Below are 23,571 nucleotides of genomic sequence, written 5' to 3' on the forward strand. Positions count from 1 at the left end.
GGTCGGACCGGTTCGGACCGGTTCGGGCCGGTTCGGACCGGTCGGGGCGGTCAGGGCGGTCAGGGCGGTCAGGCGGTGATGCCCACCTTGTCGTACGCCTGGTTGATCGCCGCCTGCGCGGCGCTCTGCAGCTCGGGGTTCCCGAAGAGGTACGTGCCGGTGACGTCCCGCAGGGCGCGCCGCATGTCCGAGAAGTCCGACTCCCTCAGCAGCCGCACCAGGGCGAGATAGATCAGCAGCGCCCACTCCTCGACCTTGAGGACCGGCCGGCCCTCATCGTCCACCGAGGTGAGCAGGTTGAACATGGCCTTGTTGTGGATGTTGCTGTTGGTGTGTACACCGCCGTTGTCGCTCGACGTGACCAGGAAGTCGTCCATGTGGTCGGGATCGCCCGTCCGGGTGGGATCGCTCATGTCGCGCAGCGGTTTCCCGTTGCCGCCCAACCCGGCTCCGATCTCCCAGCTCCAGGTGCCGACGTCGCTGCGGTCCGGCGCCTCGTACCAGTTGGCGATGAGGACGCCCATCGTGTCCGACAGCGACTCGTTCAGGGCGCCGGACTGGTCCTGGTAGATCAGGTCGCTGGAGGTCTCGATCACCCCGTGGGTCATCTCGTGTGCGATGACGTCGAGATGCTTGGCCAGGCTGACCAGACGGCCTCCCTCGGACACCTGGCCGTACCACATCCGCCTGTCGAACCAGACCGCGTTGAACCACTCGGGCCCAGGGCCGTCCAGGCGGTAGGTGCAGTTGACCAGGGAGACCAGGTCCATGTCGGCATCGTCGATACCGTTGCGGAAGAGCTGGTCGCGGTAGTACCTCTCCACCCGCTCGGCATTGACGTGCGCCGAGACCCCGGCCCGGTGGCCGGCGCCGAAGTCCGCCTGCGGCGAGCCGATCGCCGCGGTCGGCGGCGGGGCGGTGTCGATGTCCGCGAATTTCATGTCGTAGGTGACGATCTGCCGCCACTTGTCGTGCAGGAGGAAGGAGCCGTTCTGCCGGCTGCCGTGGAACCGCTGCCGGGCGCTGACCTCGTCCTCGCCCTCCAGCCTGATCGGTACGGTGATCGTGGGGGACATCCCGTAGGACTTGAGGATCTCGCCGGAGTGCGCGTCGACGAGGTATCCGGTGAGCGGGAATGCCTCGCGCGGCGACGCCCCGAGGCCATGACCGCGCTGGCCTGCCTCCCGGCGGTTCTCCGGCAGTTGGGCCGGTACCTCGCGCAGGTGCCAGGCCAGGTGCCACTGGTCGTTGCGGTTGACGTACGTCAGAGTGGGCGGCGGCAGTGCCGAGGCGTCGACCGTGGTGCCGGTCGCCGTCCTGACGCGTTCCAGAGCTTCCGTGCCCGACAGTTCCGGCACGGAGTCGACGCCCACGACCTCGCCGAGTCTGCCGTCCACCGACACCAGCCGCTGGTTCTCGTCGAGCTCGACCAGCACCTCGGCGCCGAAGACGGGGATCTCCTGCCGGGTCTGCTCGAAGCGGACGAGGGTGGTGCCGGTACCGGCCTGGCGGCGTTCCGTGCTCAGTACGAGATCGGGCACCCGCTCGGGCCGGTCCTCGCGAACGGCCTCACGCAGCGCCGGTGCCTCCTCCACGGCGAGCTTCTCCGCCAGGTAGAAGCGTGCGGCGGACTCGGCCGAGTTGAAACTCCGTTCGTCGACGCCCTCCGGGGCGCCCACACCGCGTACCGACTCGGGCCCGGGAGGCGCGTCCGCCTGTGGGTCGTCGGTGAAGTGATAGCGGAATCTTTCCAGCTGTGACATGACTGATCACACGACCCTCCGTGATCGCCCCCGGCTGCTGCTGCCCCGCCCCTCGCGCGCGTTCTCTTCGCGTGCTCACTTCAAACGTCACATCAGGTGACACCGGTGGCAAGCGGACGGCCCCGCCGGGATGCACGGTGCACCCGGACCCGTGTTCGCTTCAACTGTGCGACGTTCAACGGCATTCGCAGGGTATTGCGGAGGCCCGGCCGCAGGACCACGATGGAGTGGTCGGGAGCCTGTCCTCGGAGCAGCGTGCCCGGCCACCGGCCGGGCACGTGGCCGCCGGCCCCCCGGGCTTCCGGGTCACGGAGGACTTCAGATGCCTGTGTTCCACTTCGACATAGGGGGAAATCTGGCGGATCCCCGCCTGGAGGGGGACTCGCTGACGCTCCACCCCCTGCCGCGTGTCATGGCGGCCCTCGACTCCCTCGGTGACGCTCCCAAGGGCATCCTCTCCAACCCCGGCCCGCTGGGAGAGGCCACCGTGGCGGAGGCCCTGCACCAGGCGTTCCCCGGCCGCTTCACCGACGACGATCTCGTGCACTGGGGGCCGAAGGACAGCCGGACGCTCTTCGACCGGGCGGTCGCGAGCGCACAGGCGCGGGGGGTCGAGCCCGGCGCGTGCGTCTTCGTGGGCGAGGACCCCCAGGAGCGCGCCTTCGCCCGGGAAGCGGGGATGCGCACGGCGCCCCACCCGGTGTTCGCCCTCGCGGCCATCGAGAACCGTCCCGTCCTGTGGGCCCGGATCGGGCTGCCGGAGGGCCGGGACCTGTCCGGCCTGGAGGCCGTCGTGAACGGCGCCGAGGTCGTTCCGGTGCACGTCGCCTCCGCACGGCTCGTACTCGCCATGGCCAGCACCAGCGGGGTGCAAGCACTCCAGCAAGCGGGCTACGCAGTCGACTTGCAGGGCAGCGTCGAGGACACGGTGGCCTTCCTCGTCCGCGACAACCGTCCGCTCCCGCCCGTCGAGGGGCTCGCGGACGCGCCGGCCGCGACCCGGACGGACGCCGAGGCGGCACTGCGCGCCACGACCGTCTTCGCCTTCGTCGCAGGCGAACTGGCAGCCCTCGGAGCCCCGTCGGCCGTTCCGCTGGGGCCCGCGCCCGGCGGTGTCTACCTCGCCGCGCCGGCCGAAGCCCCGGTCGAGGAGGTCCACCTGCCCGGCGCGAAACCGGGACACACCGAACGGCTGCTGCCGGACCCGGCGCTCCTCGCCCGTCCTGCCGAGGTCCCGCCCGCAGGGCTCGTGGAGGCCTTCGACGACACCGTGCCCTCCCCGCAGACGATCGCCGCGGTCCGTGAGGCCGTGACGGCCGACGCGCTGAGCGGGTACGTGGCGCGTATCTCCGGCATCAAACCGCTGGAGGGCGAAGGGTCGTTGAAGGTGCGCAGCCGGGACGCGGCGGCCGCGGACAACGCGCTGGTCGTCGAGGCGCTGGCGCGCCGCTTCGAGGAGCTCCGGCTGACCGTCCGCCTGCACCCGTTCCTGTGGCGCGGCCACCGGCTGCTGAACGTGGAGGCCGAGTACGCGGTCCCGGGCGCGGACTCCACCGTGCTCATCAGCGCGCACATGGACTCCACCGCCGCGAACGGCTTCTTCTTCGACGCGGACGGCGATCCGCGTCCCTACGATCCGGCGGTGGACCCCGCCCCGGGCGCCGACGACGACGGCAGCGGCACGGCTGCCGTCATGGCCGCGGCCGAATGCCTCAGGAAGATCCTCGACAGCCGGCGGAAGCCCACCCGGAACGTGCGCTTCGTGCTGTTCAACGCCGAGGAACAGGGGCTGGTCGGCAGCAAGTACTACGCACGCGCCGCCGCGGCGGCGGGCGACCGCATCGCCGGCGTCTTCCAGATGGACATGATCGCGGGCCGGCAGCCGGGGAGCACCCCCATCGTCGAGATCCACGCCGGCTCCCTCGTGTCGGGCCCGGTCGTGAGCGCGTCCGACGCGCTGGGCGAGCGTGTCGCCCGTACGGTGCCGGTCATCGACTCCGAGGCGAAGGTCCAGCAGCTGACGGGCCTCGACGACCCGGCGGCGGGACGCAGCGACCACGCGAGCTTCCACGAGCGCGGGTGGGCGGCCATAGCCGTCTCCGAGGACCTGTTCTCCACGCCCGACGGAGACCCGGGGACCGGCACACGGCAGTACCACACCCCGGGCGACACCCTCGTCGACCAGGACCACGACACGGAGTTCGCGGCAGCCGTCGCCCGCTCCGTCATCGCGGCGGCCCTGACGTTCGCCGGTCTGTGAGGACGGTGCCCGCCGGGCCCGAGGCGGCCGCCGGGGCCCGAGCCGGGGCCCTCGTCAGCTCCTGCCGACGAGGGCCCCGACGGCCGGGTCGATGGCCGCCGCGGCGTCGGTGCCCTCGTCGGGGGCGGGGCTGAACCCGGTACGCATCCCGGTACCGGTCCCGGTACGGCCACGGGTACGGAAGGTGCGGCGGTAGGTGTCCGGCGGGACGCCGACCGTCCGGGCGAAGTGACGGCGCAGGGTGGTGGCGGTGCCCATACCGGTGGCCGTCGCGATGGTCTCGACGGTGTCGTCGGTGGTCTCCAGCAGCTCCTGCGCATGCCGGATGCGCTGGGTGAGCAGCCACTGCAGCGCAGTGGTACCCGTCACCGACCTGAAGTGGCGCCCCAGGTGGCGTGAGCTCATCCCGGCCTGACGGGCCAGGTCCTCCACCGTGAGCGCCTGGTCCAATCGCTGCAGCACCCAGGGGAACAGGCGGGCCAGCGGATGGTTGCCGGGGGTGGGCACGGGAGTGGTCACGAACTGGGCCTGGCCCCCGTCGCGGTGCGGAGGGACGACCAGGCGCCGGGCGATGGTGTTGGCGACGGCCGAGCCGTGGTCGAGGCGTACCAGGTGCAGGCAGAGGTCCATGGCGGCGGCCTTGCCCGCGGAGGTGAGCACGCTGCCGTTGTCGACGTAGAGGACGTCGGGATCCACCGTGACCCGAGGATGACGCCTGGTCAGCTCCTCGGTGTGCGCCCAGTGCGTGGTCGCGCGCCGGCCGTCCAGGAGGCCGGCGGCGGCGAGCACGAAGGCGCCCGTGCACAGCGAGGCCACGCGGGCCCCCGCCTCGTGGGCCGCCCGTACGGCGTCGACCAGTTCGTCCGGCGGGTCCCGGTCTACGTCGGCCCAGCCGGGGACGATCACGGTGTCGGCCTGCCGGAGCCGGTCGAGCCCGTGGTCGGGGACCAGATGGAAACGGTCGATCTGGACGGCGCTCGGACCGCACAGCGCGAAGTCGTACCAGGGATCGACGATATGGGTCAGATCGGAGCCGAAGACCTCGGTCGCCAGGGACAGTTCGAAATGCAGCATGCCGTCGGTGACGGCCAGCGCAACAGTGGTCACGTCCGGAAGTGTACGGGTCATGTCGTTCCGGACACTCGTGTGCCGGGTCGCTTCACGCCAGGATCTTCCTGACAGAGCACGGCGGACCACGAAGGCCAAGGCCCCGCCGGCGCACAACTCGGCACGCCAAGGAGCGGGTTCATGGGATCGGGTCAGCAGGTAACGGTGTTCGGCGCGTACGGGCACACCGGTCGGTTCGTGGTGCGGGAGCTGGTGGAGCGGGGGTTCGTCCCCGTGCTGTCCGGCCGCGACAGCGGCAAGCTGAAGGCGCTGGCGGACGAGACCGGGCTGGACGCCCGCCCGGCGACGGTGGACGACCCGGACTCGCTCGACCGCGCGCTGGCCGGTACGGCCGCCGTCGTCAACTGCGCCGGACCGTTCGCCTCGACGACCGCCCCCGTGATCGAAGCCGCCCTGCGGGCCGGGATCCCGTACCTGGACGTGGCGGCCGAACTGGAGGCCAACATCGACACCTTCGCCCACTTCGCCGACCGGGCACGCACCGCCGACGCGGTCGTCGTCCCCGCGATGGCCTTCTTCGGCGGTCTCGGCGACCTGCTGGCCACCACCGCCATGGGCGACTGGGACGAGGCCGACGAGGTGCACATCGCCTACGGCCTGAGCAGCTGGCACCCCACCGCGGGGACGCGGCTGTCGGGTGCGGTCTCCCGGGAGCGGCGCGGTGAGCGGCGCCTGCGCTACACCGCAGGCCAGTGGGAGTACCGCACCGACGCCCCGCCCACCCTCGAATGGCCCTTCCCGCAGCCGACGGGCACCCGGCCCGTGATCGGGGAGTTCACGATGGCCGACGTGGTGACCGTGCCCACCCACCTCTCCGTCCCGGAGGTCACGACCTATATGACGGCCAACGCCGTCCAGGACATCGCGACCCCCGCAACGCCCGCGCCGGCCGCCGCCGACGAGAGCGGCCGGTCCGACCAGACCTTCGTGGTCGACGCGGTCGTCCGGCGCGGCGGTGCCGAACGCAGGGCGGTGGCCCACGGCCAGGACATCTACGCCGTCACGGCCCCGCTCGTCGTCGAAGCCCTCGAACGCGTCCTCACGGGCCGCACCCGCACCGCCGGTGTCGCCGCCGCGGGCGAGATGTTCGACGCCCCCGACTTCCTGCGGGCGCTCTCCCCGCACGTCACCCTCGACCTGCTCCCGTAGCGGCGTACCGCCCCTGCCCCGCCCCTACGTGCCATGAGTCGGGTGATCTGCGCCACAGGCTGTCACGGGGGCGGCCGACGCGGTGTCTTGAGGCCGAACACGTCAGGACACCACCCCACGACCCTGCGATGTCGCGACACCGCGAACCTGCCACCCCGCACCACCGCACACGACCGGAGAGGCCGAACCACACCGTGACCGGACAGACGACCGCGGCGCCGCGCGGCGGCACCTTCCTCAAGACCGCGATGATCCTGCAGACCCTCGCGCTCTTCTTCCAGGCCTCCACCGCAGGCCTGCTGCTGAGCTCGTCCCGCGCCTACACGCTGCACGACTACGGATCGAAGGTGATGTACGGGGCCGCCATGCTGTACGTCCTCGCCACGGTCCTCGCCTGGCGCCCGGGCGGCGGATCCCCGCGCCCCATCCTGCACTCCACCGGCTTCCTCGTCCTCGCCTCGGCCCAGGTCGCGCTCGGCATCGCGCACGTGGCCTCGCTGCACGTCCCCCTGGGCGTGGTGATGTTCGCCCTCAGCACCCTGGCCCTGGTCGGATCGCTGTCCCCGCGCCCGCTGCTGCGCCCGGCCGCCCGTTCCTAGCGGGTGTCCCGCGGCGCCACCCGCACGGCACACACCCCGTCCCGGCCACTTTCCGAAAGGCAGGACCACCCATGTCCGTCCCATCCGTACTCTCCGTCGCTGCCACCGACGCCACCCTCCACACGGTCGCCGCAGACGTCTACACCGTGAGCCTCGGCCGGATCGGAGCCATTGTGTCGGCGCTGACCGGCCTCCTCGGCTCGGTGGGCGGCGGCCTCGCGCTGGCCCGTACCACCGGCCGAGGACGCGTCCTCACCTGGGCCCGGCGCAACGGAGCGGTCACCGCGCTCGTGGCGGGGTCGCTCGCGGTGGCCATCGGCGCCGCGGTCGCAGCCACCGCCGAAGGCGGCCTCGGCACCGGGAACGGCCTCGGGGGCGCCTACGTCGCGATCCTCCTCGGCCTGGCCGCCATCCTCCTCGGCAGCCTCGCCCGCTCCCGCTCCCGCACCCGTACCGGTACGGCGTGATCACCGAGGACGGTGGTCGACCCGCGCGTGATCCTCGCCCTACAGCGGTTCGAACGGGCTGATGTCCGGTACGAGCACGGCGAAGAGTTCGGCTGCGATCCACCGGCCCGAGGCGGTCTGTTCCGCTCCCACGCTGATGGGATGGAGCAGCATGTCCGTGGCGCCCGGCACCGCCAGCACGGCGTTGCGGAAGCCGACGGCCGGCGCCAGCCGCCGGTGGAGCGCCAGGAGTCTGCCCGCCTCCCTGGCCACGATTCTCCCGTCGAACCACTCCCCGTCGCTCTGCGCCCGCGCACCGTCGGCCGACCGCTCCCGCTCGTACCCGCTTCGCCCTCACGCCAGGTCCGCCACGAGGAGGTCGAGTGTGGCTTCCTCGTGGAGGGCCATGCCGAGTGCGGCCATGGCTGGGGCGAGGCCCGGGTCCCAGTCCGCAGTGGTGGGTGGGCCGGTCAGCGGGTGCTGGGGGACGTTGCGGGCCTGGGTGCGGGCGGCGAGCTGTTCGTAGTCCCCGGAGCCCATCCGCCATGGTTCGGCGCCGTAGCGGTGGACCACGCGGTTGGCCAGGGCTATGCCCGGCCAGTCGAAGTCGCCGTGGTAGGCGAAGCGGCAGCCGGTGGCGGCGAGGGCGTCGAGGAGGGTGAGGACCACAGTCGCGGCACTCCCCGAGGTGCACACCAGCGGTTGTGAGCAGGCGGCGTCCGCTGCCGCCTCCACCACACGGGGGTTCTCGCAGATACGGATCAGCGTGCCCGTGGGCAGCGAGAGCCGCAGGGCGTGCAGGTCGCGCAGGGTGAGATGGGTTTCCGTATGGCGGACCGCTCGTTCGTACAGGGAGCGTTCCCGCCAGCCTCCGCCGTCGGGGCGCAGACCGTAGGCGAGCACCGTGCTGGAGACCTCGTCCGGCGTGACGGATGCCAGCCGCCACAAGGTGCGGCGGCCGGCCGCGTCATCGGGGAGTTCGGTGTCGTGGGCGAGGGCTATGCCCCGCTGGACAAGACGCGCCAGCCAGGTCCCGTCGTCCAGGCCGTGGGCCGATCCGGTGGCCTCGGCGGCGAGTTCGCCCCGCCCCCGCGCGCCGGCCCGCCCGGGACCGAAGAGCAGAGTGAGGACGTGGACGGCCTGCTGGAGGGTACGCACCGCTGTCGCGGGCGCTACACCGTTGGGTACGCCCGTGCGGCGCAGCCCGTCGTACCACCGCCAGGCCCACTCCTCCTCGCCGAGTCGGCAGCCTTCCAGCGACGAGGCGAGCGAGGACCACACCCGGTCACGCCGTGCCCGGGCCTCCGTCCGAGCGGCGCGGCGATCACTGAGCGGCGGGCCGAGCTCCTGGAGTACGTCCCTGAGACCGAGGCCGGCGGCCGAGGACCGCAAACGGGTGTCGAGCGCGTCGAGCCGCACCGTCGCGGCGGCCCCCGTGATCGGACTGCCGAGCAGGAGCGACAGGTCGTTCCTCTCCTGCACAGCCAGCCCCGCCAGCCGCACCGAGCCGGTGGCCCGGAGCCCGTTGCCCTCAAGGCGCTTGCGCGCCGATTCCCAGAGCCGGACGAGACCGGGGCCGGCCAGCCAGTCGCGTGTGGCGGCGGGGAGGCGGCTCATACGGACACCAGGCGCCGGTGCCGGCCGTTCCAGGTGTAGTGCAAAGTGGCGACCCCGCGTACGTGCGGATCGCGGAGGCACTCGTAGATGTGCAGGGAGGGCACCTCGGGCCAGTTGCCCATGAGCCTCTCGCTGGTGAGTACGAAGTCGAGGTCGAGGTCGACGAGGATGCGCCCGAGCCGGCCATGGGTGGGTTCGTCGACCTTGGCGAAGGCGTCGTCCAGGAGGATCAGCCGGGGAGCGTGCGGCGCAGATTCGCCGAGGGTCGTGAAATGGGCGGCCGCCGCGGCGAAGAGAACGAGGTAGGAAAGCACCCGCTGTTCCCCCTGGCTGAGCCCGGTGCGCCCGGTGAGCCTGCGTTTACGGCCGGGGGCGGCATCCTCGACGACGAAGGTGTGGAAGCCGAACCAGTCCCGATAGTCCAGCGCCGTGCGCAGATGGGCGGCGTACCCGGCGGACGGATCGGTGCGCCGGGCGTCCTCGATCCGGCGCTGCAGCACCTCGCGCAGCCGATCGCCCTGCTCACGGGTGCGCAGGCTCGAAGGGCTGCGGAGGAGTTCAACGGCTGCCCGCACGTCCGCGTCGACGTCCTCATCCAGCTTCCACTGCAGTTCGACGCCGAGCCCGTGCGAGGTCCGCACGGTCTTGAGGGTGTCGTTCAGTGCGGAGACGAGGTTGGCGGCGGTGACGACCTGTGCCGACAGGTGGTCACCGAGTTCGCCGGTGAGGAAGCGTTGGAAGACCTCGCTCTCACGCTCGGTGAGGCGACCGCGGTCTTCGGCGGCCCGGGCGGCGATACGTTCTCCGACGACGGCGACGTCGTGCGGACCGTGGTCATCGACCAGGCGGCAGACCTTGATCCCGGCGAGTTCCTCCAGGTGCGCGTCGAATCCGCCGGCCAACTGGTCACGCAGGGCCGTGTGGCTCTTGAGGAGCGTGCTGTCCGAAACCTCCTTCCGCACCTCCTTCCTCGCATTCCGCGAACGGTCGAGCCCGTCCCGTACCGCTTCGGCCAGCTCGCGCAGAGACCGGATGCGGTCACGGACCTCTGCGCCGGGGTCGTCCAACAGCACTTCGGGCAGGAAGGAACGGTCCAGGCCGGCGCCACGGAGCACCTCCGGACGACCGACCGCACCGCGGAGGGTGCCTCCCGCGGTGATGACGGCCGTCTGCTGCTCCAGCAGCTGTTCGCGAGCCCGCTTCTCGTCCTCCTCCGCGCGGACCCTTCGGTCATGGAGGTCGTCGTGCTCCCGTTGGGCCCCCGGCAGGGCCCGGGCGGCCGCTGCGACGCGCTGCTTCGCTTCTTCCTCGCGGGCGAGGATCTCTTCCTCGGAGGCGCCGACGGCTTCCTCGCGGGTGCGGAGATCCTGCTGGGCCCTGTGCAGTTCACCCAGTCGGAGAGCGTGGCTTTCCGCCGCTTCCAGGCGGTCACGGCGAGCCTGCGCGTACCGGGTGTGATCGACCCGATGCCTGTCCAGCCCGTCGGCCACACCCCGGATGGCCCGGCACATGCCTCCGATGCCGCCGAGGAGGGTCGCGAGGGCGATGCGTACCCTTTCCAGGGCGTCGGCGCCGGTGGGGAGGTCGTGAGCCGTCGCGGTCGCCTCCGCTTCACCCCGAGCTGCCACGGACTGCGCGCGCTCCTCCTCTGCCCGGCGCGCTGCCTTGGTGGCCTTGGCAGTCAGATCGCGCAGGTCCCTCTCCCCGGCTTCGAGCCCGTGCCAGGCGAGGGTGAGGGACTGCGGCCGGGGGAAGTCGCGTTCCGCCGAGGCCAGGTCCCGGCGTACGGTGTCGAGCCCGTCGAGTTGTGCGCGGGTCTCGGACAGCAGCCTTTCGGCCTGCGCCCGTCGTGCTGCGAGTTCGGCGAGCTTACGGCGTCGTGTCTCGGCGCGTACGGCGGCGCCCACGTATTCGGCGCCGTCCTTGGAGTGGTGTCCGCGGAGGGGACCGAGGCGCCAGCTGCCGTCGTAGTACACCGAGCCGGTGGCGGCGCCCTCGTGGGCCGGTACGAGGGCGATCGCGGACAGGAGGTGTCGGACCTGTTCGGGGGCGATGCCGCTGTCCGGCTGCGCGGTGGGGCGCAGTGCGGTGTCCAGAGTCGGGACGCCGGGCGGCGCGGCCCCGGGCTGGAGCAGTACGTCTCGCGTCAGGGGATCGAGGAGCGTTCCGTCCGAGATCACCCAGGCGTCCAGGATCCCGCTCGCTTCGAGCGCCGCCTCCAGGCCCGCCCGGTCGGTGGGGGACAGGCCGTCGGAGAAGTCCACCAGCCGGTAGAAGGGCGCTCCGGCGCCTGGATCGCGTTCGGCGGCGCGGTGGTGGGGGACCGGCGGCTCCGGATCGGTTCGCCGCTCCCATTCTTCCTTCTTCCTGGTCAGAAGATCGTGTTCCTCGGTGAGCCGGGCGAGGCGCAGCGCGAGGGTGTCCCGCCGGTGGGTCAGCTGGAGGCCGTAGGGCTCCAGTACCGTCCTGGCGAGCTGTTCCGCCTGCGTATCGATGTCGGGATGCAGCACCCGCTCCGCGAAGGGGGCCTCCGCCGAGGTCTCGCAGGTGACCACCGCACGGACGGCATCCAACGGGGGGCAGTCGGGGCCGGTCACGGCCTGGACGTGGTCCAGCCACGCCGCTGTCCGACGGGCGTAGCTTCCGCTCTCCTCGGCCACCTTCTCCCGATGGCTTTCGAGGCGGCTCGCAGCATCCTCCGCCTCCCCTTCGAGTCGCTCACGCTCGGCGTCCGCGCCGGCTGCCCGCCTCTGTGCCTCGGCAGCCCGGGCGACCAGGCCGACGACGTCCTGGACCATGCGCGTTCGGTGCTTCACCACCTTGCCGGCGTCCTCGAGCTGCCCTTCCCAGGACCGCAGGGCGGAGTCCGCCGCGGTGGGGTCCACAGCGATCACCCGTTGGTGCCGCACGAGGTGGATCCGTGCGTCGGGTCCCGTCAGTTCCGTTTCCGAAGCTCCGGCCACATCCGTGCGAGGCAGGCCGACAGCCTCGCCGAGATGGCCGGTGGGGAGTCCCGCCTTCTCGGACTGCACCACGAGCTCGCGATGCTCCGTACCCAGTTCGCCGAGGCGCCGGCCCAGATGGGCGATGCCCTCGGCCAGGCGGTCCGCCGCGCCCTCTTCGGTGTCGTGCGCCTTGGTGAGCGCGGTGAAGGAGGTCTCTGCCGCAGTGTCCAGGGCCCCGACCGTGGCACGGCGCTCGGACAGCTCTGCCAGACTGCGGTATGCGCTACTGGCACGGAGCGCGTCGAGTTCCGTGCGAGCGGCCTGCTCGTCCTCGCGCAAGGCGCGCAGGGCTGCTCGGGCCTCGGCTTCCTGCGCCTTCAGGCCGCTGGTCCTCTTCGCCGCTTCGCCGGCCCCCAGGCGTCGCTTTGCCAGGGTGTCCAGTTCGTCGTCCACCTTCCTCGCCGACCTGAGCAGCACTCCGGACAGATAGCTGCGGTAGTCGCCCAGGAACGCGCCGAGGGCCCGGTCGGTACGTTCCAGGCGGCCGAGCTCCTCTCGTACGGCGTCGAGGTCGTGGAGGTTGCGTGCCACCTTCTCGACCACGTCGTCGTCGAGCCCCGGCAGCGTCTCGCTGAGCAGGGAGGCGAGCCCGCCGGACTCGATCCGGTCCCCCACGGTGGGACGCCGCAGGCGGTGGAGGAGCTGGGTGAGGTTGCGGTACCGCGTCGCGTCGGTGATGCCGAACAGCTCGCGGGCGACCCGTGAGCGGTGCTGGACGGAACGGTCCGTGACGTTCTCCGCGCCGACCGCCTCCCTGAGGCGGTCGACCGGCAGGGGCACGCCCGCCTCGGCCAGGCGGAAGTCCTCGCCGACCCGGAGCGGGGTGGCGAAGAAGACCGGCACGGCCTTCTTCGTCGACTTCGATGCCCGGATGGCCGCTCCGAGGGTGAGGTAGCGGTCATCGCCCTCGTCCGTCGTCCTCCGGAATTCGACCCAGAGGTATCCGAGGCGGTTCGTCTGCTCGAACCCGTCCAGCATCAGCCAGACCAGGCTCGTCCGGCCCGTCCCCGTGGCGTCCAGAGCGCGGGAGTCGCCGTCCAGGAGGTAGGGGAGCAGCATCTCCAGGGCCTTGGACTTGCCGGCCCCGTTCTTGCCGCGCAGCAGCAGTCGCCCGTCACCGAAGTCGAATTCCTGTTCGTCGTACTGCCAGACGTTGAGGATGCCGGCGCGGTGCAGGCGGAAGCGCGTGCCGGCCGCTGTACCGGATCGCTGAAGGGGGATGGGGCCGTTCGCACCCGGAGTCATAGCGGTAGCTCCTGCTGTGTGTCGATGCCGGGTGCCGCTCCCGCGGGCCGGCGTTCGGTGACATGGGTGGCGTAGCGCGCGGCTGCGGCGAGGAGGACCCAGCCGGTGCCGGCAGAGCGAGCGCCCAGCACGTCGGTCACGGATCGGCCCTCCGGGACCGTGTCGTCGTAGCCCTCGGGTATCCCGTGGCCCGCGGAACGAAGAGGGCCGACGGGCGTCACCATCCGCATCCGGCTCAGCAGGTCCAGAACCGCCCTCCGCAACGACGAGGGATCTTCGACGTAGGTGCGCTGCCAGTTCCCGCGCTGCCCGTATTCGGTGATGAGCCGGCCGAGCAGCTCGTCCACCAGGCCGTCCGGAACGGCCACCCCGATGACGAGCCGCCCTCCTGTCGCCGGGTGTCCCGGATCAGCGGGCCGCAACCGTTCCACGAGGCGCTCCAGCACGAGCAGCGAAGCCTGGGCGACGGTTCCGGTCCCGGGCAGGTGCACGTCCGTGAGTTCCTCCTCAGGGTCCACCAGTGCCACACCCTCACCGCGGATCTCGGCCTCGAGGCCCAGGAGTTCGGAGAACGCCTGGGCCTCGCGGCGTTGCCGGGTACGCAGCCAGTCCCGCTCGGCGGCGGTCAGCTCGTCCAGGTACACGACGGGCGTTTCCACGAGCCTGCGGCGCACATAGGTGCGGGGACCGCCGAACCCCGGGTCGGCCGCCCGCCTCACCAGGTCCGCCCCGTCCAGGCTCTGCGTGAGGGGCCCGGAAACGATGATCCGGGCGATCTCCCGGTCCACCGTGATCAGTGCCTCGCCGCCTTCCTCCTGCACGAGCGAGCCCACACTGCCGTCCCTCTCCGTCAGGACTCCCCAGTCGATCAACTGGCGGAGGGCGGCGACCAGAGTCCGTTTCTCCACGGCCCGGCTCGTGTCCTCCAGCTTCACACCCGCGTCGGCCGCCGCGGCTTTGATGTCGGCGACCAACTGGGACAGCAGCACCTGTTCCGGGGCGGTCACCAGCACGGAAAGCGCCAGCGCGAGACAGGAGTAGGTACGCGGCGTGAAGGCGGTGCCGGTGGATCGCTCCAGCCGGTGCCCTGCGCCGGCACCCAGTCCGGCCTTGAACAGCCGGGCGTAGGAGGTGTCGACCAGGAGCCGGTAGCCGAGCACCTGCTGGAACCGCTTGCCCAACCAGTCGGCGTGCCGGCGGATCAAGGGGAACAAGTCCGCGTGCGGGCCGGTCGACGTCACCAGGGGGTGGGCGAGCAACAGCCGCCCTGCGGCGCGGCGTTCGGTGGCCAGAGCCACGTCGTGTGCCGAAGGGAGCGTCACGACGCACTCACCTCGGCCCCGTGTCCGGCCGAGTCCGCCGCACGTCCGATCTCAAGCTCCAGGTCGTCCAGTTCGACGACGCCGTCCGCGGAGTGCAGCACCGACCTGGCGCCGGAGGAACGACGAACGGTGAGCCGGATGCCGAGCTCGGCGTCCTCGCTCTGCGCGGACTCCAGGCTGAACTCACCTGCTGTGCCGGGCATGTCGGCATGCGTCCGCCGCAGCTGGGCGTTTCCGAGTGCTGTCGCCAGCAGTTCCAGAAGCAGGCCGAGGGCCGCCGCGGTGAGGCGCACCTCTGCGAAGCGCCCGGCAGCGCTGCGCAGCTCGTCCGCGGCCGCCCTCCTGGCCTCCGCCCGGGCCCGGGCGGCCTCCTGGAGGTGACGCTTCTGCGTCGCGTGGTTCTCCATGGACGATGCCCGCCCCCGCTGCGCGCGACTGCCCCGCTCACGCAGGGCCACCGGTACCTCCACCACCGGGCCGTTCCACCAACTGGTGTACGCGGGAACCGCGTCGTCGGAGGCGGGGGGAACACCCAGGTGGCGGGCGCCGTAGAGGCCGAAGGCGGCGACCGCCATGTCGTGCGCGTCCTCCGGATCCGCCTCGTCGAACCATCGGGCGAGCCGCAGGAGGTCCTTGCGCCTCGACATCTCGCCGGAGGCCGAGCGCAGCATCCGTTTGGCGTTGGTCAGCAGAGACTGCAGGGCCCGCATGGTGGCGTCACGCAGCTGATCGACCTGGCTTCCCTGCCCGTCGACGTCGGTGAACCAGCCTCGCAGCCCCTCCCAGTCGGCCATCTCCCGGCCGCGGCTGCGCTGCACCCGGACCTCGGACCGGCCGCCGGCCGCGCCGGCAACCCCCGACAGACCGCGGGCGTGAGCGTCGAGGCGCTCCAGGAGGCCGGGGAGGTGCGGCCACAGCAGGTCGAGTACCGATGCGATGCGGGGAGCGCGGAAGGCGACGTCCTCCCTGATCGCCTCGACGTAGTCCAGCAGCAGTTCCTTGAAGCCCTGGTACTCGGCGCCGTCCAGGTCGTAGCGCGCCAGCACCTGCCCGAGGTAGGCGTAGAAGTCCCGCACGGAGTCCGCGAACTCGGTGAACTGGACGAAGAGGGTGCTGACTCGCTCCAGCGCGTCCTGCGGCCCGGCCTCTTCCGGTTTCTGGAGCAGGTCGTTCAGTTCGCCCAGTCCGCGCTCGACCAGCGCCAGCAGCTCGCTGCTGACCTCACGCGCCGCGTCCGCGCCCGCCAGGACCTCGTCGGCGTCCCGCTGGACGCGCTCGCCCAGCTTCGACAGCTGGTAGCGGGACCGAGAGCGCTGGTACTCGGTGATGCTCGCGGCATTCACCGAGCGACTGCTCCGCAGCAGGGCGCCCCAGTCCACCAGCTGTTCCAGCCGGGCGGTGAGCGTGTCGGCGCTCGGAGCGCCTGCCGGCCCGTCGGCCTCCGCCAGTTTCGCCCGTACGTCCGGAACCGATAGGTCGGTGAGGAGGGTGCCGCAGAAGACTCTCATCACGGCTACGTACTCAAGCCGCTCCGGTGCGCTGAGGTACGCGTACGCCTGTAGCCGCTGCCATGTGTCGTCACGGTCGGCCGCCGGTAAGGAATCCCTGGTGTGCTCCCCCATGGCGTCGAGATTACGCAGTGGTACCTGCCGTTTCCGGCGGTTCAAAGATGTTCCGCCGGAATATTCACCTACTGCTCGGCGGTGGCCACGGGGTCTGTGGAGTTGCGGAGTTGCTGACTGAAGGTGTCCGTGAGGGGGGATAGCTTGCTCGCATGGCCTCCAGGACGACAGATCCCGTACTCGACACCCGCGCGCTGAACCGTGCCACGCTCGCCCGGCAGTTGTTGCTGAGCCGCGCCGAGATGTCCGCGGGGGACGCCGTCGGGCACCTCCTCGGGCTGCAGGCGCAGAACGTCAAGCCGCCGTACTTCCAGCTGTACGCCCGGCTGGCCGGCTTCGAGCCCGGTGAACTGGCCGGGCTGATGGAGTCCCGTGAGGTGGTCCGGATGGTCACCCTGCGGTCGACGATCCACACACATACCGCCCACGACGCCCTCACCCTGCGCCCGCTCGTCCAGCCCGCCCGCGACCGCGAGGTGGCCTACTTCCGCCAGGGCCTCGTCGGGGTGGACCTGGACCGGCTGGCCGACCGGGCCCGCGCCCTCGTCGACAGCGCGCCGCGCACCATGGCCGAGATCCGAGAGGATCTGCTCCGGGAATGGCCCGACGCCGACCCGCAGTCCCTGTCCGTCGCGGCGCGCTGCCGGCTGCCGCTGGTCCAGGTCACGCCCCGCGGGGTGTGGGGACGCAGCGGGCAGGTACGGCTGACCACCGTCGAGAACTGGCTCGGTGAGCCCGCCGGGGCCGCGCAGCCCGTGGACGACGTCGTGCTGCGCTACCTCGGCGCCTTCGGGCCCGCCTCCGTCAAGGACATGCAGACCTGGGCCGGGCTGACCCGGCTGCGCGAGGCCTTCGAGCGGCTGCGGCCCGGACTTGCGGTGTTCCGCGACGAGAACGGCGTGGAGCTGTTCGACCTGCCCGACGCGCCCCGGCCCGACGCCGGCACTCCGGCGCCGCCCCGCTTCCTCCCGGAGTTCGACAACCTCCTGCTCTCCCACGCCGACCGGACCCGCGTGGTCGCCCCCGAGGTCAAGGGGCGCAGCTGGACCGGCAACCAGGCCCACTGCACCCTGCTCGTCGACGGGTTCCTCGCGGGGCTGTGGAAGCTGGAAGGAGGGACGCTCACCGTCGAACTGTTCGACCGGGTGCCGAAGGGGGCCGAGGAGGAGATCGTCGCCGAGGGGGAGCAGCTGATCGCCGACATGGGCGCGCTGCCGGACGGGACCGGCCGCCCCGCCCCGTCCGTACGGTTCGGGCCGATCCGCGGCTGAGCCGTACTCGTATGGCTCCCGGACCACCGCTCACGGTCAACTCACGGCTGACGTCGCCCTGGTGGTCCGTGCACCGGACGCGGCACGATACCTGCCATGACGACCGAAAGTGACCGGAACAGCGCCACCGCCGAGTTCCTCGCCGCGCGGGACTTCCTGCTGGAGCGGCGCGGCGACTACGAAGCCGCCCACGCCGGATTCACCTGGCCCCGCCCCCACCGCTTCAACTGGGCCCTCGACTGGTTCGACCGCATCGCCGCCGGCAACGACGCCGACGCCCTGCGCATCGTCGAGGAGGACGGCACCAGCGAGGCCCTCTCCTTTGCGCAGCTCGCCGTACGGTCCGACGCGACCGCCAACTGGCTGCGCGCCCGGGGCGTGGCACCCGGCGACCGGATCCTCGTCATGCTCGGCAACCAGCGCGAGCTGTGGGAGGTGATGCTCGGCGCGATGAAGCTGCGCGCCGTCGTCATCCCCGCCACGCCCCTGCTCGGCCCGGCCGATCTGCGCGACCGGGTCGAGCGGGGCCACGTCCGCCACGTCGTCGCGCGCGCCCAGGACACGGTCAAGTTCGAAGAGGTGCCCGGCAGTTACACCCGCATCGCCGCCGGAGACCGGGGACAGGCCCCCGCGGGCTGGCTGGCGCTCGCCGATGCCGCCGAGGCCGCGGACACCCCGGACGCCGAGGGCGGCTTCATCCCCGACGGGGAGACCCGCGCCACCGACCCCCTGATGCTCTACTTCACCTCCGGCACCACCGACCGCCCCAAGCTCGTCGAGCACACCCACGCCTCGTACCCCATCGGTCACCTCTCCACCATGTACTGGCTGGGCCTGCGCCCCGGCGACGTGCACCTCAACATCGCCTCTCCCGGCTGGGCCAAGCACGCCTGGTCCAACCTCTTCGCCCCCTGGAACGCCGGCGCGACCGTCTTCGTCCACAACTACACCCGCTTCGACGCCGAACGCCTGATGGACGAGATGGACCGGCACGGGGTGACCACCTTCTGCGCCCCGCCCACCGTGTGGCGGATGCTGATCCAGTCCGACCTCACCCGGCTCGCCCGGCCGCCGCGCGAGGCCGTCGCCGCCGGCGAGCCGCTCAACCCGGAGGTGATCGAGAAGGTCCGCGAGGCCTGGGGGATCACGATCCGCGACGGCTTCGGCCAGACCGAGACCACCCTCCAGGTCGGCAACTTCCCCGGCGTCCCCGTCAAGCCCGGCTCCATGGGCCGCCCGGCGCCCGGCTACGAGATCGTCCTGCTGGACCCGGTCACCGGCAAGGAATCCCCCGACGAGGGCGAGCTGTGCGTGGACCTGCGCGCACGGCCCGCCGGGGTGATGACCGGCTACCGCGACGACCCGGGGCGCACCGCCGAGGCCATGGCGGACGGGCTCTACCGGACGGGTGACATCGCCGCGCGCGACGCCGACGGGTACCTCACCTACGTCGGGCGCTCCGACGACGTCTTCAAGGCCTCCGACTACAAGATCAGCCCGTTCGAGCTGGAGAGCGCCCTGCTGGAGCACGAGGCGGTCGCCGAGGCCGCCGTCGTCCCGGCCCCGGACGAGCTGCGGCTGGCGGTCCCGAAGGCGTACGTGACTCTCGCGGGCGGTTGGGAGCCCGGGCCGGAGACCGCCCGGGTGCTGTTCGAACACTCCCGCGCCGTGCTGTCCCCGTACAAGCGGATCCGGTGCATCGAGTTCGGCGAGCTACCGAAGACCGTGTCGGGCAAGATCCGGCGGGTGGAGCTGCGGGAGCTCACGGCGGCCGGTTCGGCGGCGGAGTACCGCGAGGCCGACCTGCGCTGAGCCCGGCGCCGCGGGGCCGGCGGGGCGGTGCGGCGCCCACCCGGTCCCCGCCAGGCCCCTGCGCACCTGCTCCCGCGCGGGCGCCCGTACGCCTGCCCTTGCGCGCGGCCGTGCGCACGGCCTTGCGCGCCGCCTTACGCGGGCAGGTGCGCCTCGATCGCGGCGATGACCTCGGGGGCCTCCGGCTCGGTACGCGGACGGAAGCGCGCCACGACCTCACCGGCGGGGGAGATCAGGAACTTCTCGAAGTTCCACTGGATGTCCCCGGCCTCGCCGTCCGCGTCGGGGGTCTTCACCAGCTCCTGGTAGAGGGGGTGCCGGTGCTCGCCGTTGACCTCGGACTTCTCCAGCATCGGGAAGGTGACGCCGAAGCCGGCCGCGCAGAAGGTCTGGATGTCGTCGGCGGTGCCGGGCTCCTGCCCGCCGAACTGGTTGCAGGGCACGCCGATGACCGTGAAGCCCTTCGCCTCGTACGCGAACTGCAGCCGGGCCAGTCCCGAGTACTGCGGGGTGAGCCCGCACTGCGAGGCGGTGTTCACCAGCAGGATCGCCTTGCCCTTGTGAGCCGCCAGGCTCGTGGGCTCGTCGGACAGGGTGGTCAGCGGAATGTCGTACAGGCTCACGGAACTCTCCTCGGCAGGCGGAAGGCAATGCCCACGAGCTTAGGGGGTGTCCTGCCGGTCCTGCCGGTCCTGCCGGTCCTGTCGATCAAGCCGATGGTGTCGATCACGCCCGGCAGGACACCCTAGGCCCCCGATCCGACCAGCGCGTCCGCCGGGTCGTTGACCGGCTGCGGCATGCCGGTCAGATCCATGACGAACAGCGGTATCCCGAGCGCGTCCGCCCGGCTGCGGGCGTCCTCCGTGTAACCGGCGAGCGAGAAGTAGACGCTGGTCGCCGAGGCCGTGAGCCCGTTCAGCCAGACGCACTCCACCGCCCGCAGCCCGGCCGGCGCCGTGGTCGGGTCCACCTGGGCCACCAGCCCCGGAGCCCGCAGGTCCACCGCCGCCGAGGGGATCGGCCGCCCGTCGGGCTGCCGTACGTCCTGGAAGCCGAGCCAGCGCAGGTACAGCGCGGCCGTGGCCACCGCGTCCCGCGCCGTACGGATGGTCACCGGCCGGAAGGCGGGCCGGGGCACCGCCGCCGTCGGCGGCAGGGGTGTGTGCGACGGGTTCACGTCGGGCGGCGCCCCCGCCGGGCCGCCCCCGCGTCCGCCGGCCCCGGCATCCGCCCGGGCATCGGCCGCGGCATCGGGACCAGCCGCGGCATCGGGACCGGGGGTGGCATCGGGACCGGCCGCGGCGTCACCGCGCGGATCCGGGAGGGTGGCCGGGCGGCCCGGCCCCGACGGGCCCGCCGTGCCCCCGCGACCCGCACCCCATTCCGCAGCGGCGGCGCCCGGCGGCTCCAGCGGGTGTACCGGAAGGCGCACCACCGTGCCGCACGATCCGCACCCCAGCTCGGGGTGCGGCCACTCGCTCTCCCGCCCGCAGGCCGTGCACCGTACCGCCACCCAGCTGTCCGACCAGGTGCGGTGGGTCAGCAGCACCGGCGGCGCCGCCAGGTCCAGCGGGGGATGGACCGGGCTTCCGCAGGCGCAGGGGAAGACCGGCGCGATGTAGCCGTTCTCGCGCAGGCACGCCGGGCAGCGCACCGGTACCGCTTCCGCCATGGCCTCTGATCCCCTCCGTCGCCGTGCGTGGGTCCATGCTCCACCACCGGCGACCGCCGGGGGAGCGAGCGCGCCATTTCCGTCCCGTTCCCGCCGGCCGATCGGTGATTTGTACAAGTCGTCGGGCGAGATGCGGCTTTTGGTGGTTTCCGGGGTCCCGTACCGCCTTGACGTCGAAGAAGTCGCCGCTTAGCTTGTTCCGTATAGCAGAACAAAACTTCCGTATGACGGAAAGTGCCTGACCGCCAGACCCGCAGGAGAACCTGATGCCTCGTATGACAGCCGCCGCTGCTGCAGTTGAGATCCTCAAGCTCGAGGGTGTCGAACAAGCGTTCGGTGTTCCCGGTGCTGCGATCAACCCCTTCTACCGCGAGCTCAAGAACGTGGGCGGCATCAACCACACGCTCGCCCGCCACGTCGAGGGCGCCTCGCACATGGCGGAGGGGTACACCCGTGCCAAGGCGGGCAACATCGGCGTCTGCATCGGTACCTCGGGCCCGGCCGGCACCGACATGATCACCGGCCTGTACTCCGCCATCGCGGACTCCATCCCGATCCTGTGCATCACCGGTCAGGCTCCGGTCTCCAAGCTCCACAAGGAGGACTTCCAGGCCGTCGACATCGCCGCGATCGCCAAGCCGGTCACCAAGGCGGCCACGACGGTCCTGGAGGCCGCGCAGGTCCCCGGCGTCTTCCAGCAGGCCTTCCACCTCATGCGCTCCGGCCGTCCCGGCCCGGTCCTCATCGACCTGCCCATCGACGTCCAGCTGACCGAGATCGAGTTCGACCCGGCGACCTACCAGCCGCTGCCGGTCTACAAGCCGCAGGCCAGCCGCGCCCAGGCCGAGAAGGCCCTGAGCTTCCTGCTGGAGTCCGAGCGCCCGCTGATCGTGGCCGGTGGCGGCATCATCAACGCCGACGCCTCCGGCCTGCTGGTCGAGTTCGCCGAGCTGACCAACATCCCAGTCATCTCCACCCTCATGGGCTGGGGCGTCATCCCGGACGACCACGAGCTGGCGGCCGGCATGGTCGGCGTCCAGACCTCGCACCGCTACGGCAACGCGACCTTCCTGGAGTCCGACGTCGTCCTCGGCATCGGCAACCGCTGGGCCAACCGTCACACCGGCTACAACCTGGACGCGTACCTGGGAGACCGCAAGTTCGTCCACGTCGACATCGAGCCCACCCAGATCGGCAAGATCTTCGCCCCGGACTTCGGCATCGCCTCCGACGCCAAGGCCGCGCTGGAGCTCTTCATCGAGGTCGCCAAGGAGCTCAAGGCCGAGGGCAGGCTGCCGGACTTCTCCGCCTGGGCCGCCTCCGCGCAGGAGCGCAAGGCCACCCTGCAGCGCCGCACGCACTTCGACAACATCCCCATGAAGCCGCAGCGCGTCTACGAGGAGATGAACAAGGCGTTCGGTCCCGAGACCCGCTACGTCACCACCATCGGCCTCTCCCAGATCGCCGGCGCGCAGATGCTGCACGTCTACAAGCCGCGCCACTGGATCAACTGCGGCCAGGCCGGCCCGCTCGGCTGGACCATCCCGGCCGCCATCGGTGCCGCCACCGCGGACCCGGAGACCCCGATCGTCGCCCTCTCGGGCGACTACGACTTCCAGTTCATGATCGAGGAGCTGGCGGTCGCCGCCCAGCACAAGGTCCCCTACGTCCACGTCCTCGTGAACAACGCCTACCTCGGCCTGATCCGTCAGGCGCAGGGCGGTCTCGGCCTCAACTTCGAGGTCAACCTCGAATTCGAGAACATCAACACCCCGGAGATCGGCGTCTACGGCGTCGACCACGTCAAGGTCGCCGAGGGCCTGGGCGTCAAGGCCATCCGCGTCACCGACCCGAACGAGCTGGGCGCCGCCTTCGAGCAGGCCAAGAAGCTGGCCCAGGAGTTCCAGGTCCCGGTCGTCGTCGAGGCCATCCTGGAGCGCGTCACCAACATCTCGATGAGCAAGACCGTCGACATGAGCGACGTCACCGAGTTCGAGGAGCTCGCGACCGAGCCCGGTCACGCCCCGACCGCGATCAAGGCCCTCAGGGTCTGACCCCGCCCTGCGGCAGTACCCGGCGGCCCCCGTTCCTCCCCCAGGAGGGGCGGGGGCCGCGCTGCGTTCGCGTGCGGCCCCGGTACGGCCACGACGAGCTCAGGACACACAGACCTGTGCGCTGCAGTTCAGCGCTGGACCGTGAGGAGGTGGCGTCCGTCGTGGCTCCGTACGTGGGGGCTGTTGCCGTCGAGTGCGTCCAGGAGTCGGATGGCGTAGACCTCGGACATGCGCTCGGCCACCTCGTCCGCTGTGAGCCACTGGACCGCGGTGGTTTCGCCCGAGACGCGTTCGAAGCCACCTGAGGGCTTGCAGCGGAAGACCAGGGCCACCACTCCGGCCCTGATGTTCTTGTACACGCCGGTGAGTCGGTCCACCTCGACATGGATGCCGGTCTCCTCCAGCACCTCCCGCCGTACCCCGCCTTCCGGGGTTTCCGCCAGCTCCAGCACCCCGCCCGGCAGCTCCCACGTCCCGTTGTCGGCCCTGCGGATCGCCAGCAGTCGGCCGTCATCGCGCACCACCACCCCGGCAACCGACACGGAATGAAGTGGCGTTGACGTGTTCGAAGGGACGCTGTTACTCATGTACATGAGCATAGGAGGA

Annotated in this window: 17 protein-coding genes; 7 read left to right on the forward strand and 10 right to left on the reverse strand. The window is 71.5% G+C overall.

Annotation, left to right across the window (positions count from 1 at the left end; all coding sequences use genetic code 11):
• Positions 1–68: 68 nt before the first annotated feature.
• Positions 69–1,763, reverse strand: coding sequence for a M4 family metallopeptidase (locus tag AAT21_RS28355; protein ID WP_046779798.1), 1,695 nt, complete (start codon positions 1,761–1,763; stop codon positions 69–71).
• Positions 1,764–2,085: 322 nt separating this feature from the next.
• Between AAT21_RS28355 and AAT21_RS28360 the strand changes: the two genes are divergently transcribed.
• Positions 2,086–4,023, forward strand: coding sequence for a M20/M25/M40 family metallo-hydrolase (locus tag AAT21_RS28360; RefSeq protein WP_046779799.1), 1,938 nt, complete (start codon positions 2,086–2,088; stop codon positions 4,021–4,023).
• A 54-nt stretch (positions 4,024–4,077) separates the two neighbouring features.
• Here AAT21_RS28360 and AAT21_RS28365 read toward each other — a convergent pair whose 3' ends face one another.
• Complete coding sequence (locus AAT21_RS28365; RefSeq protein ID WP_079026034.1) at positions 4,078–5,130, reverse strand: helix-turn-helix domain-containing protein; 1,053 nt, start codon at positions 5,128–5,130, stop codon at positions 4,078–4,080.
• Positions 5,131–5,271: 141 nt separating this feature from the next.
• On the opposite strand from AAT21_RS28365, the gene AAT21_RS28370 reads away from it, so the two are divergent.
• The 3 genes from AAT21_RS28370 to AAT21_RS28380 all read left to right on the forward strand — a co-directional run bounded on the left by AAT21_RS28370 (position 5,272) and on the right by AAT21_RS28380 (position 7,366).
• On the forward strand, positions 5,272–6,300 hold the full coding sequence (locus tag AAT21_RS28370) for a saccharopine dehydrogenase family protein (protein ID WP_200904479.1): 1,029 nt from the start codon (positions 5,272–5,274) through the stop codon (positions 6,298–6,300).
• 248 nt (positions 6,301–6,548) lie between these two features.
• Entirely contained in the window at positions 6,549–6,899 is a 351-nt protein-coding gene (locus AAT21_RS28375) for a hypothetical protein (RefSeq protein ID WP_046779960.1), read from the forward strand.
• 71 nt (positions 6,900–6,970) lie between these two features.
• Positions 6,971–7,366, forward strand: a complete 396-nt coding sequence (locus AAT21_RS28380; protein ID WP_046779801.1) for a DUF6223 family protein — start codon at positions 6,971–6,973, stop codon at positions 7,364–7,366.
• Positions 7,367–7,405: 39 nt separating this feature from the next.
• Here AAT21_RS28380 and AAT21_RS28385 read toward each other — a convergent pair whose 3' ends face one another.
• From AAT21_RS28385 to AAT21_RS28405, 5 genes are all read right to left on the reverse strand, one after another.
• On the reverse strand, positions 7,406–7,618 hold the full coding sequence (locus tag AAT21_RS28385) for a hypothetical protein (RefSeq protein WP_046779802.1): 213 nt from the start codon (positions 7,616–7,618) through the stop codon (positions 7,406–7,408).
• An 81-nt stretch (positions 7,619–7,699) separates the two neighbouring features.
• Positions 7,700–8,962 carry a TIGR02679 family protein gene (locus AAT21_RS28390; RefSeq protein ID WP_046779803.1) on the reverse strand — a complete coding sequence of 421 codons (1,263 nt, stop codon included), beginning with the start codon at positions 8,960–8,962 and terminating at the stop codon, positions 7,700–7,702.
• Positions 8,959–13,212, reverse strand: coding sequence for a TIGR02680 family protein (locus AAT21_RS28395; RefSeq protein ID WP_046779804.1), 4,254 nt, complete (start codon positions 13,210–13,212; stop codon positions 8,959–8,961). The genes AAT21_RS28390 and AAT21_RS28395 overlap by 4 nt, the downstream gene beginning before the upstream one ends.
• Positions 13,209–14,534 carry a TIGR02678 family protein gene (locus AAT21_RS28400; protein WP_046779805.1) on the reverse strand — a complete coding sequence of 442 codons (1,326 nt, stop codon included), beginning with the start codon at positions 14,532–14,534 and terminating at the stop codon, positions 13,209–13,211. Before AAT21_RS28400 ends, AAT21_RS28395 begins: the two co-directional genes overlap by 4 nt.
• Complete coding sequence (locus AAT21_RS28405; protein ID WP_046779806.1) at positions 14,531–16,156, reverse strand: TIGR02677 family protein; 1,626 nt, start codon at positions 16,154–16,156, stop codon at positions 14,531–14,533. The genes AAT21_RS28400 and AAT21_RS28405 overlap by 4 nt, the downstream gene beginning before the upstream one ends.
• Positions 16,157–16,308: 152 nt before the next feature.
• Here AAT21_RS28405 and AAT21_RS28410 point away from each other — a divergent pair, with 152 nt between their 5' ends.
• Both AAT21_RS28410 and AAT21_RS28415 read left to right on the forward strand, forming a co-directional pair.
• Positions 16,309–17,427: a winged helix DNA-binding domain-containing protein gene (locus tag AAT21_RS28410; RefSeq protein ID WP_046779807.1), complete on the forward strand. Its 1,119-nt coding sequence runs from the start codon at positions 16,309–16,311 to the stop codon at positions 17,425–17,427.
• A 96-nt stretch (positions 17,428–17,523) separates the two neighbouring features.
• Positions 17,524–19,239 (forward strand): AMP-binding protein, encoded by a 1,716-nt coding sequence (locus tag AAT21_RS28415; RefSeq protein ID WP_046779808.1) that lies wholly within the window; start codon positions 17,524–17,526, stop codon positions 19,237–19,239.
• 134 nt (positions 19,240–19,373) lie between these two features.
• On the opposite strand, the gene AAT21_RS28420 is transcribed toward AAT21_RS28415, so the two are convergent.
• Positions 19,374–19,862, reverse strand: a complete 489-nt coding sequence (locus tag AAT21_RS28420; RefSeq protein WP_046779809.1) for a glutathione peroxidase — start codon at positions 19,860–19,862, stop codon at positions 19,374–19,376.
• Positions 19,863–19,984: 122 nt separating this feature from the next.
• A complete protein-coding gene (locus AAT21_RS28425; protein WP_046779810.1) occupies positions 19,985–20,911 on the reverse strand; it encodes a hypothetical protein in 927 nt (308 codons plus the stop codon).
• Between the two features lie 266 nt (positions 20,912–21,177).
• On the opposite strand from AAT21_RS28425, the gene gcl reads away from it, so the two are divergent.
• Positions 21,178–22,965 carry a glyoxylate carboligase gene (gene gcl, locus AAT21_RS28430; RefSeq protein ID WP_079026021.1) on the forward strand — a complete coding sequence of 596 codons (1,788 nt, stop codon included), beginning with the start codon at positions 21,178–21,180 and terminating at the stop codon, positions 22,963–22,965.
• 128 nt (positions 22,966–23,093) lie between these two features.
• On the opposite strand, the gene AAT21_RS28435 is transcribed toward gcl, so the two are convergent.
• The gene (locus AAT21_RS28435) at positions 23,094–23,564 is read right to left on the reverse strand and encodes an NUDIX hydrolase (protein WP_046779812.1); all 471 of its coding nucleotides are present in this window, start codon (positions 23,562–23,564) and stop codon (positions 23,094–23,096) included.
• Between the last annotated feature and the right edge of the window lie 7 nt (positions 23,565–23,571).

The sequence above is a fragment of the Streptomyces yangpuensis genome (assembly GCF_001005295.1).
Classification (GTDB): domain Bacteria; phylum Actinomycetota; class Actinomycetes; order Streptomycetales; family Streptomycetaceae; genus Streptomyces; species Streptomyces yangpuensis.

Coding starts and splice junctions, on each gene's coding strand:
- AAT21_RS28355 (WP_046779798.1), bottom strand. CDS start 1,763: ATGTCACAGCTGGAAAGATTCCGCTATCACTTCACCGACGACCCACAG.
- AAT21_RS28360 (WP_046779799.1), top strand. CDS start 2,086: ATGCCTGTGTTCCACTTCGACATAGGGGGAAATCTGGCGGATCCCCGC.
- AAT21_RS28370 (WP_200904479.1), top strand. CDS start 5,272: ATGGGATCGGGTCAGCAGGTAACGGTGTTCGGCGCGTACGGGCACACC.
- AAT21_RS28375 (WP_046779960.1), top strand. CDS start 6,549: ATGATCCTGCAGACCCTCGCGCTCTTCTTCCAGGCCTCCACCGCAGGC.
- AAT21_RS28380 (WP_046779801.1), top strand. CDS start 6,971: ATGTCCGTCCCATCCGTACTCTCCGTCGCTGCCACCGACGCCACCCTC.
- AAT21_RS28390 (WP_046779803.1), bottom strand. CDS start 8,962: ATGAGCCGCCTCCCCGCCGCCACACGCGACTGGCTGGCCGGCCCCGGT.
- AAT21_RS28395 (WP_046779804.1), bottom strand. CDS start 13,212: ATGACTCCGGGTGCGAACGGCCCCATCCCCCTTCAGCGATCCGGTACA.
- AAT21_RS28405 (WP_046779806.1), bottom strand. CDS start 16,156: ATGGGGGAGCACACCAGGGATTCCTTACCGGCGGCCGACCGTGACGAC.
- AAT21_RS28410 (WP_046779807.1), top strand. CDS start 16,309: ATGGCCTCCAGGACGACAGATCCCGTACTCGACACCCGCGCGCTGAAC.
- AAT21_RS28415 (WP_046779808.1), top strand. CDS start 17,524: ATGACGACCGAAAGTGACCGGAACAGCGCCACCGCCGAGTTCCTCGCC.
- AAT21_RS28425 (WP_046779810.1), bottom strand. CDS start 20,911: ATGGCGGAAGCGGTACCGGTGCGCTGCCCGGCGTGCCTGCGCGAGAAC.
- gcl (WP_079026021.1), top strand. CDS start 21,178: ATGCCTCGTATGACAGCCGCCGCTGCTGCAGTTGAGATCCTCAAGCTC.
- AAT21_RS28435 (WP_046779812.1), bottom strand. CDS start 23,564: ATGCTCATGTACATGAGTAACAGCGTCCCTTCGAACACGTCAACGCCA.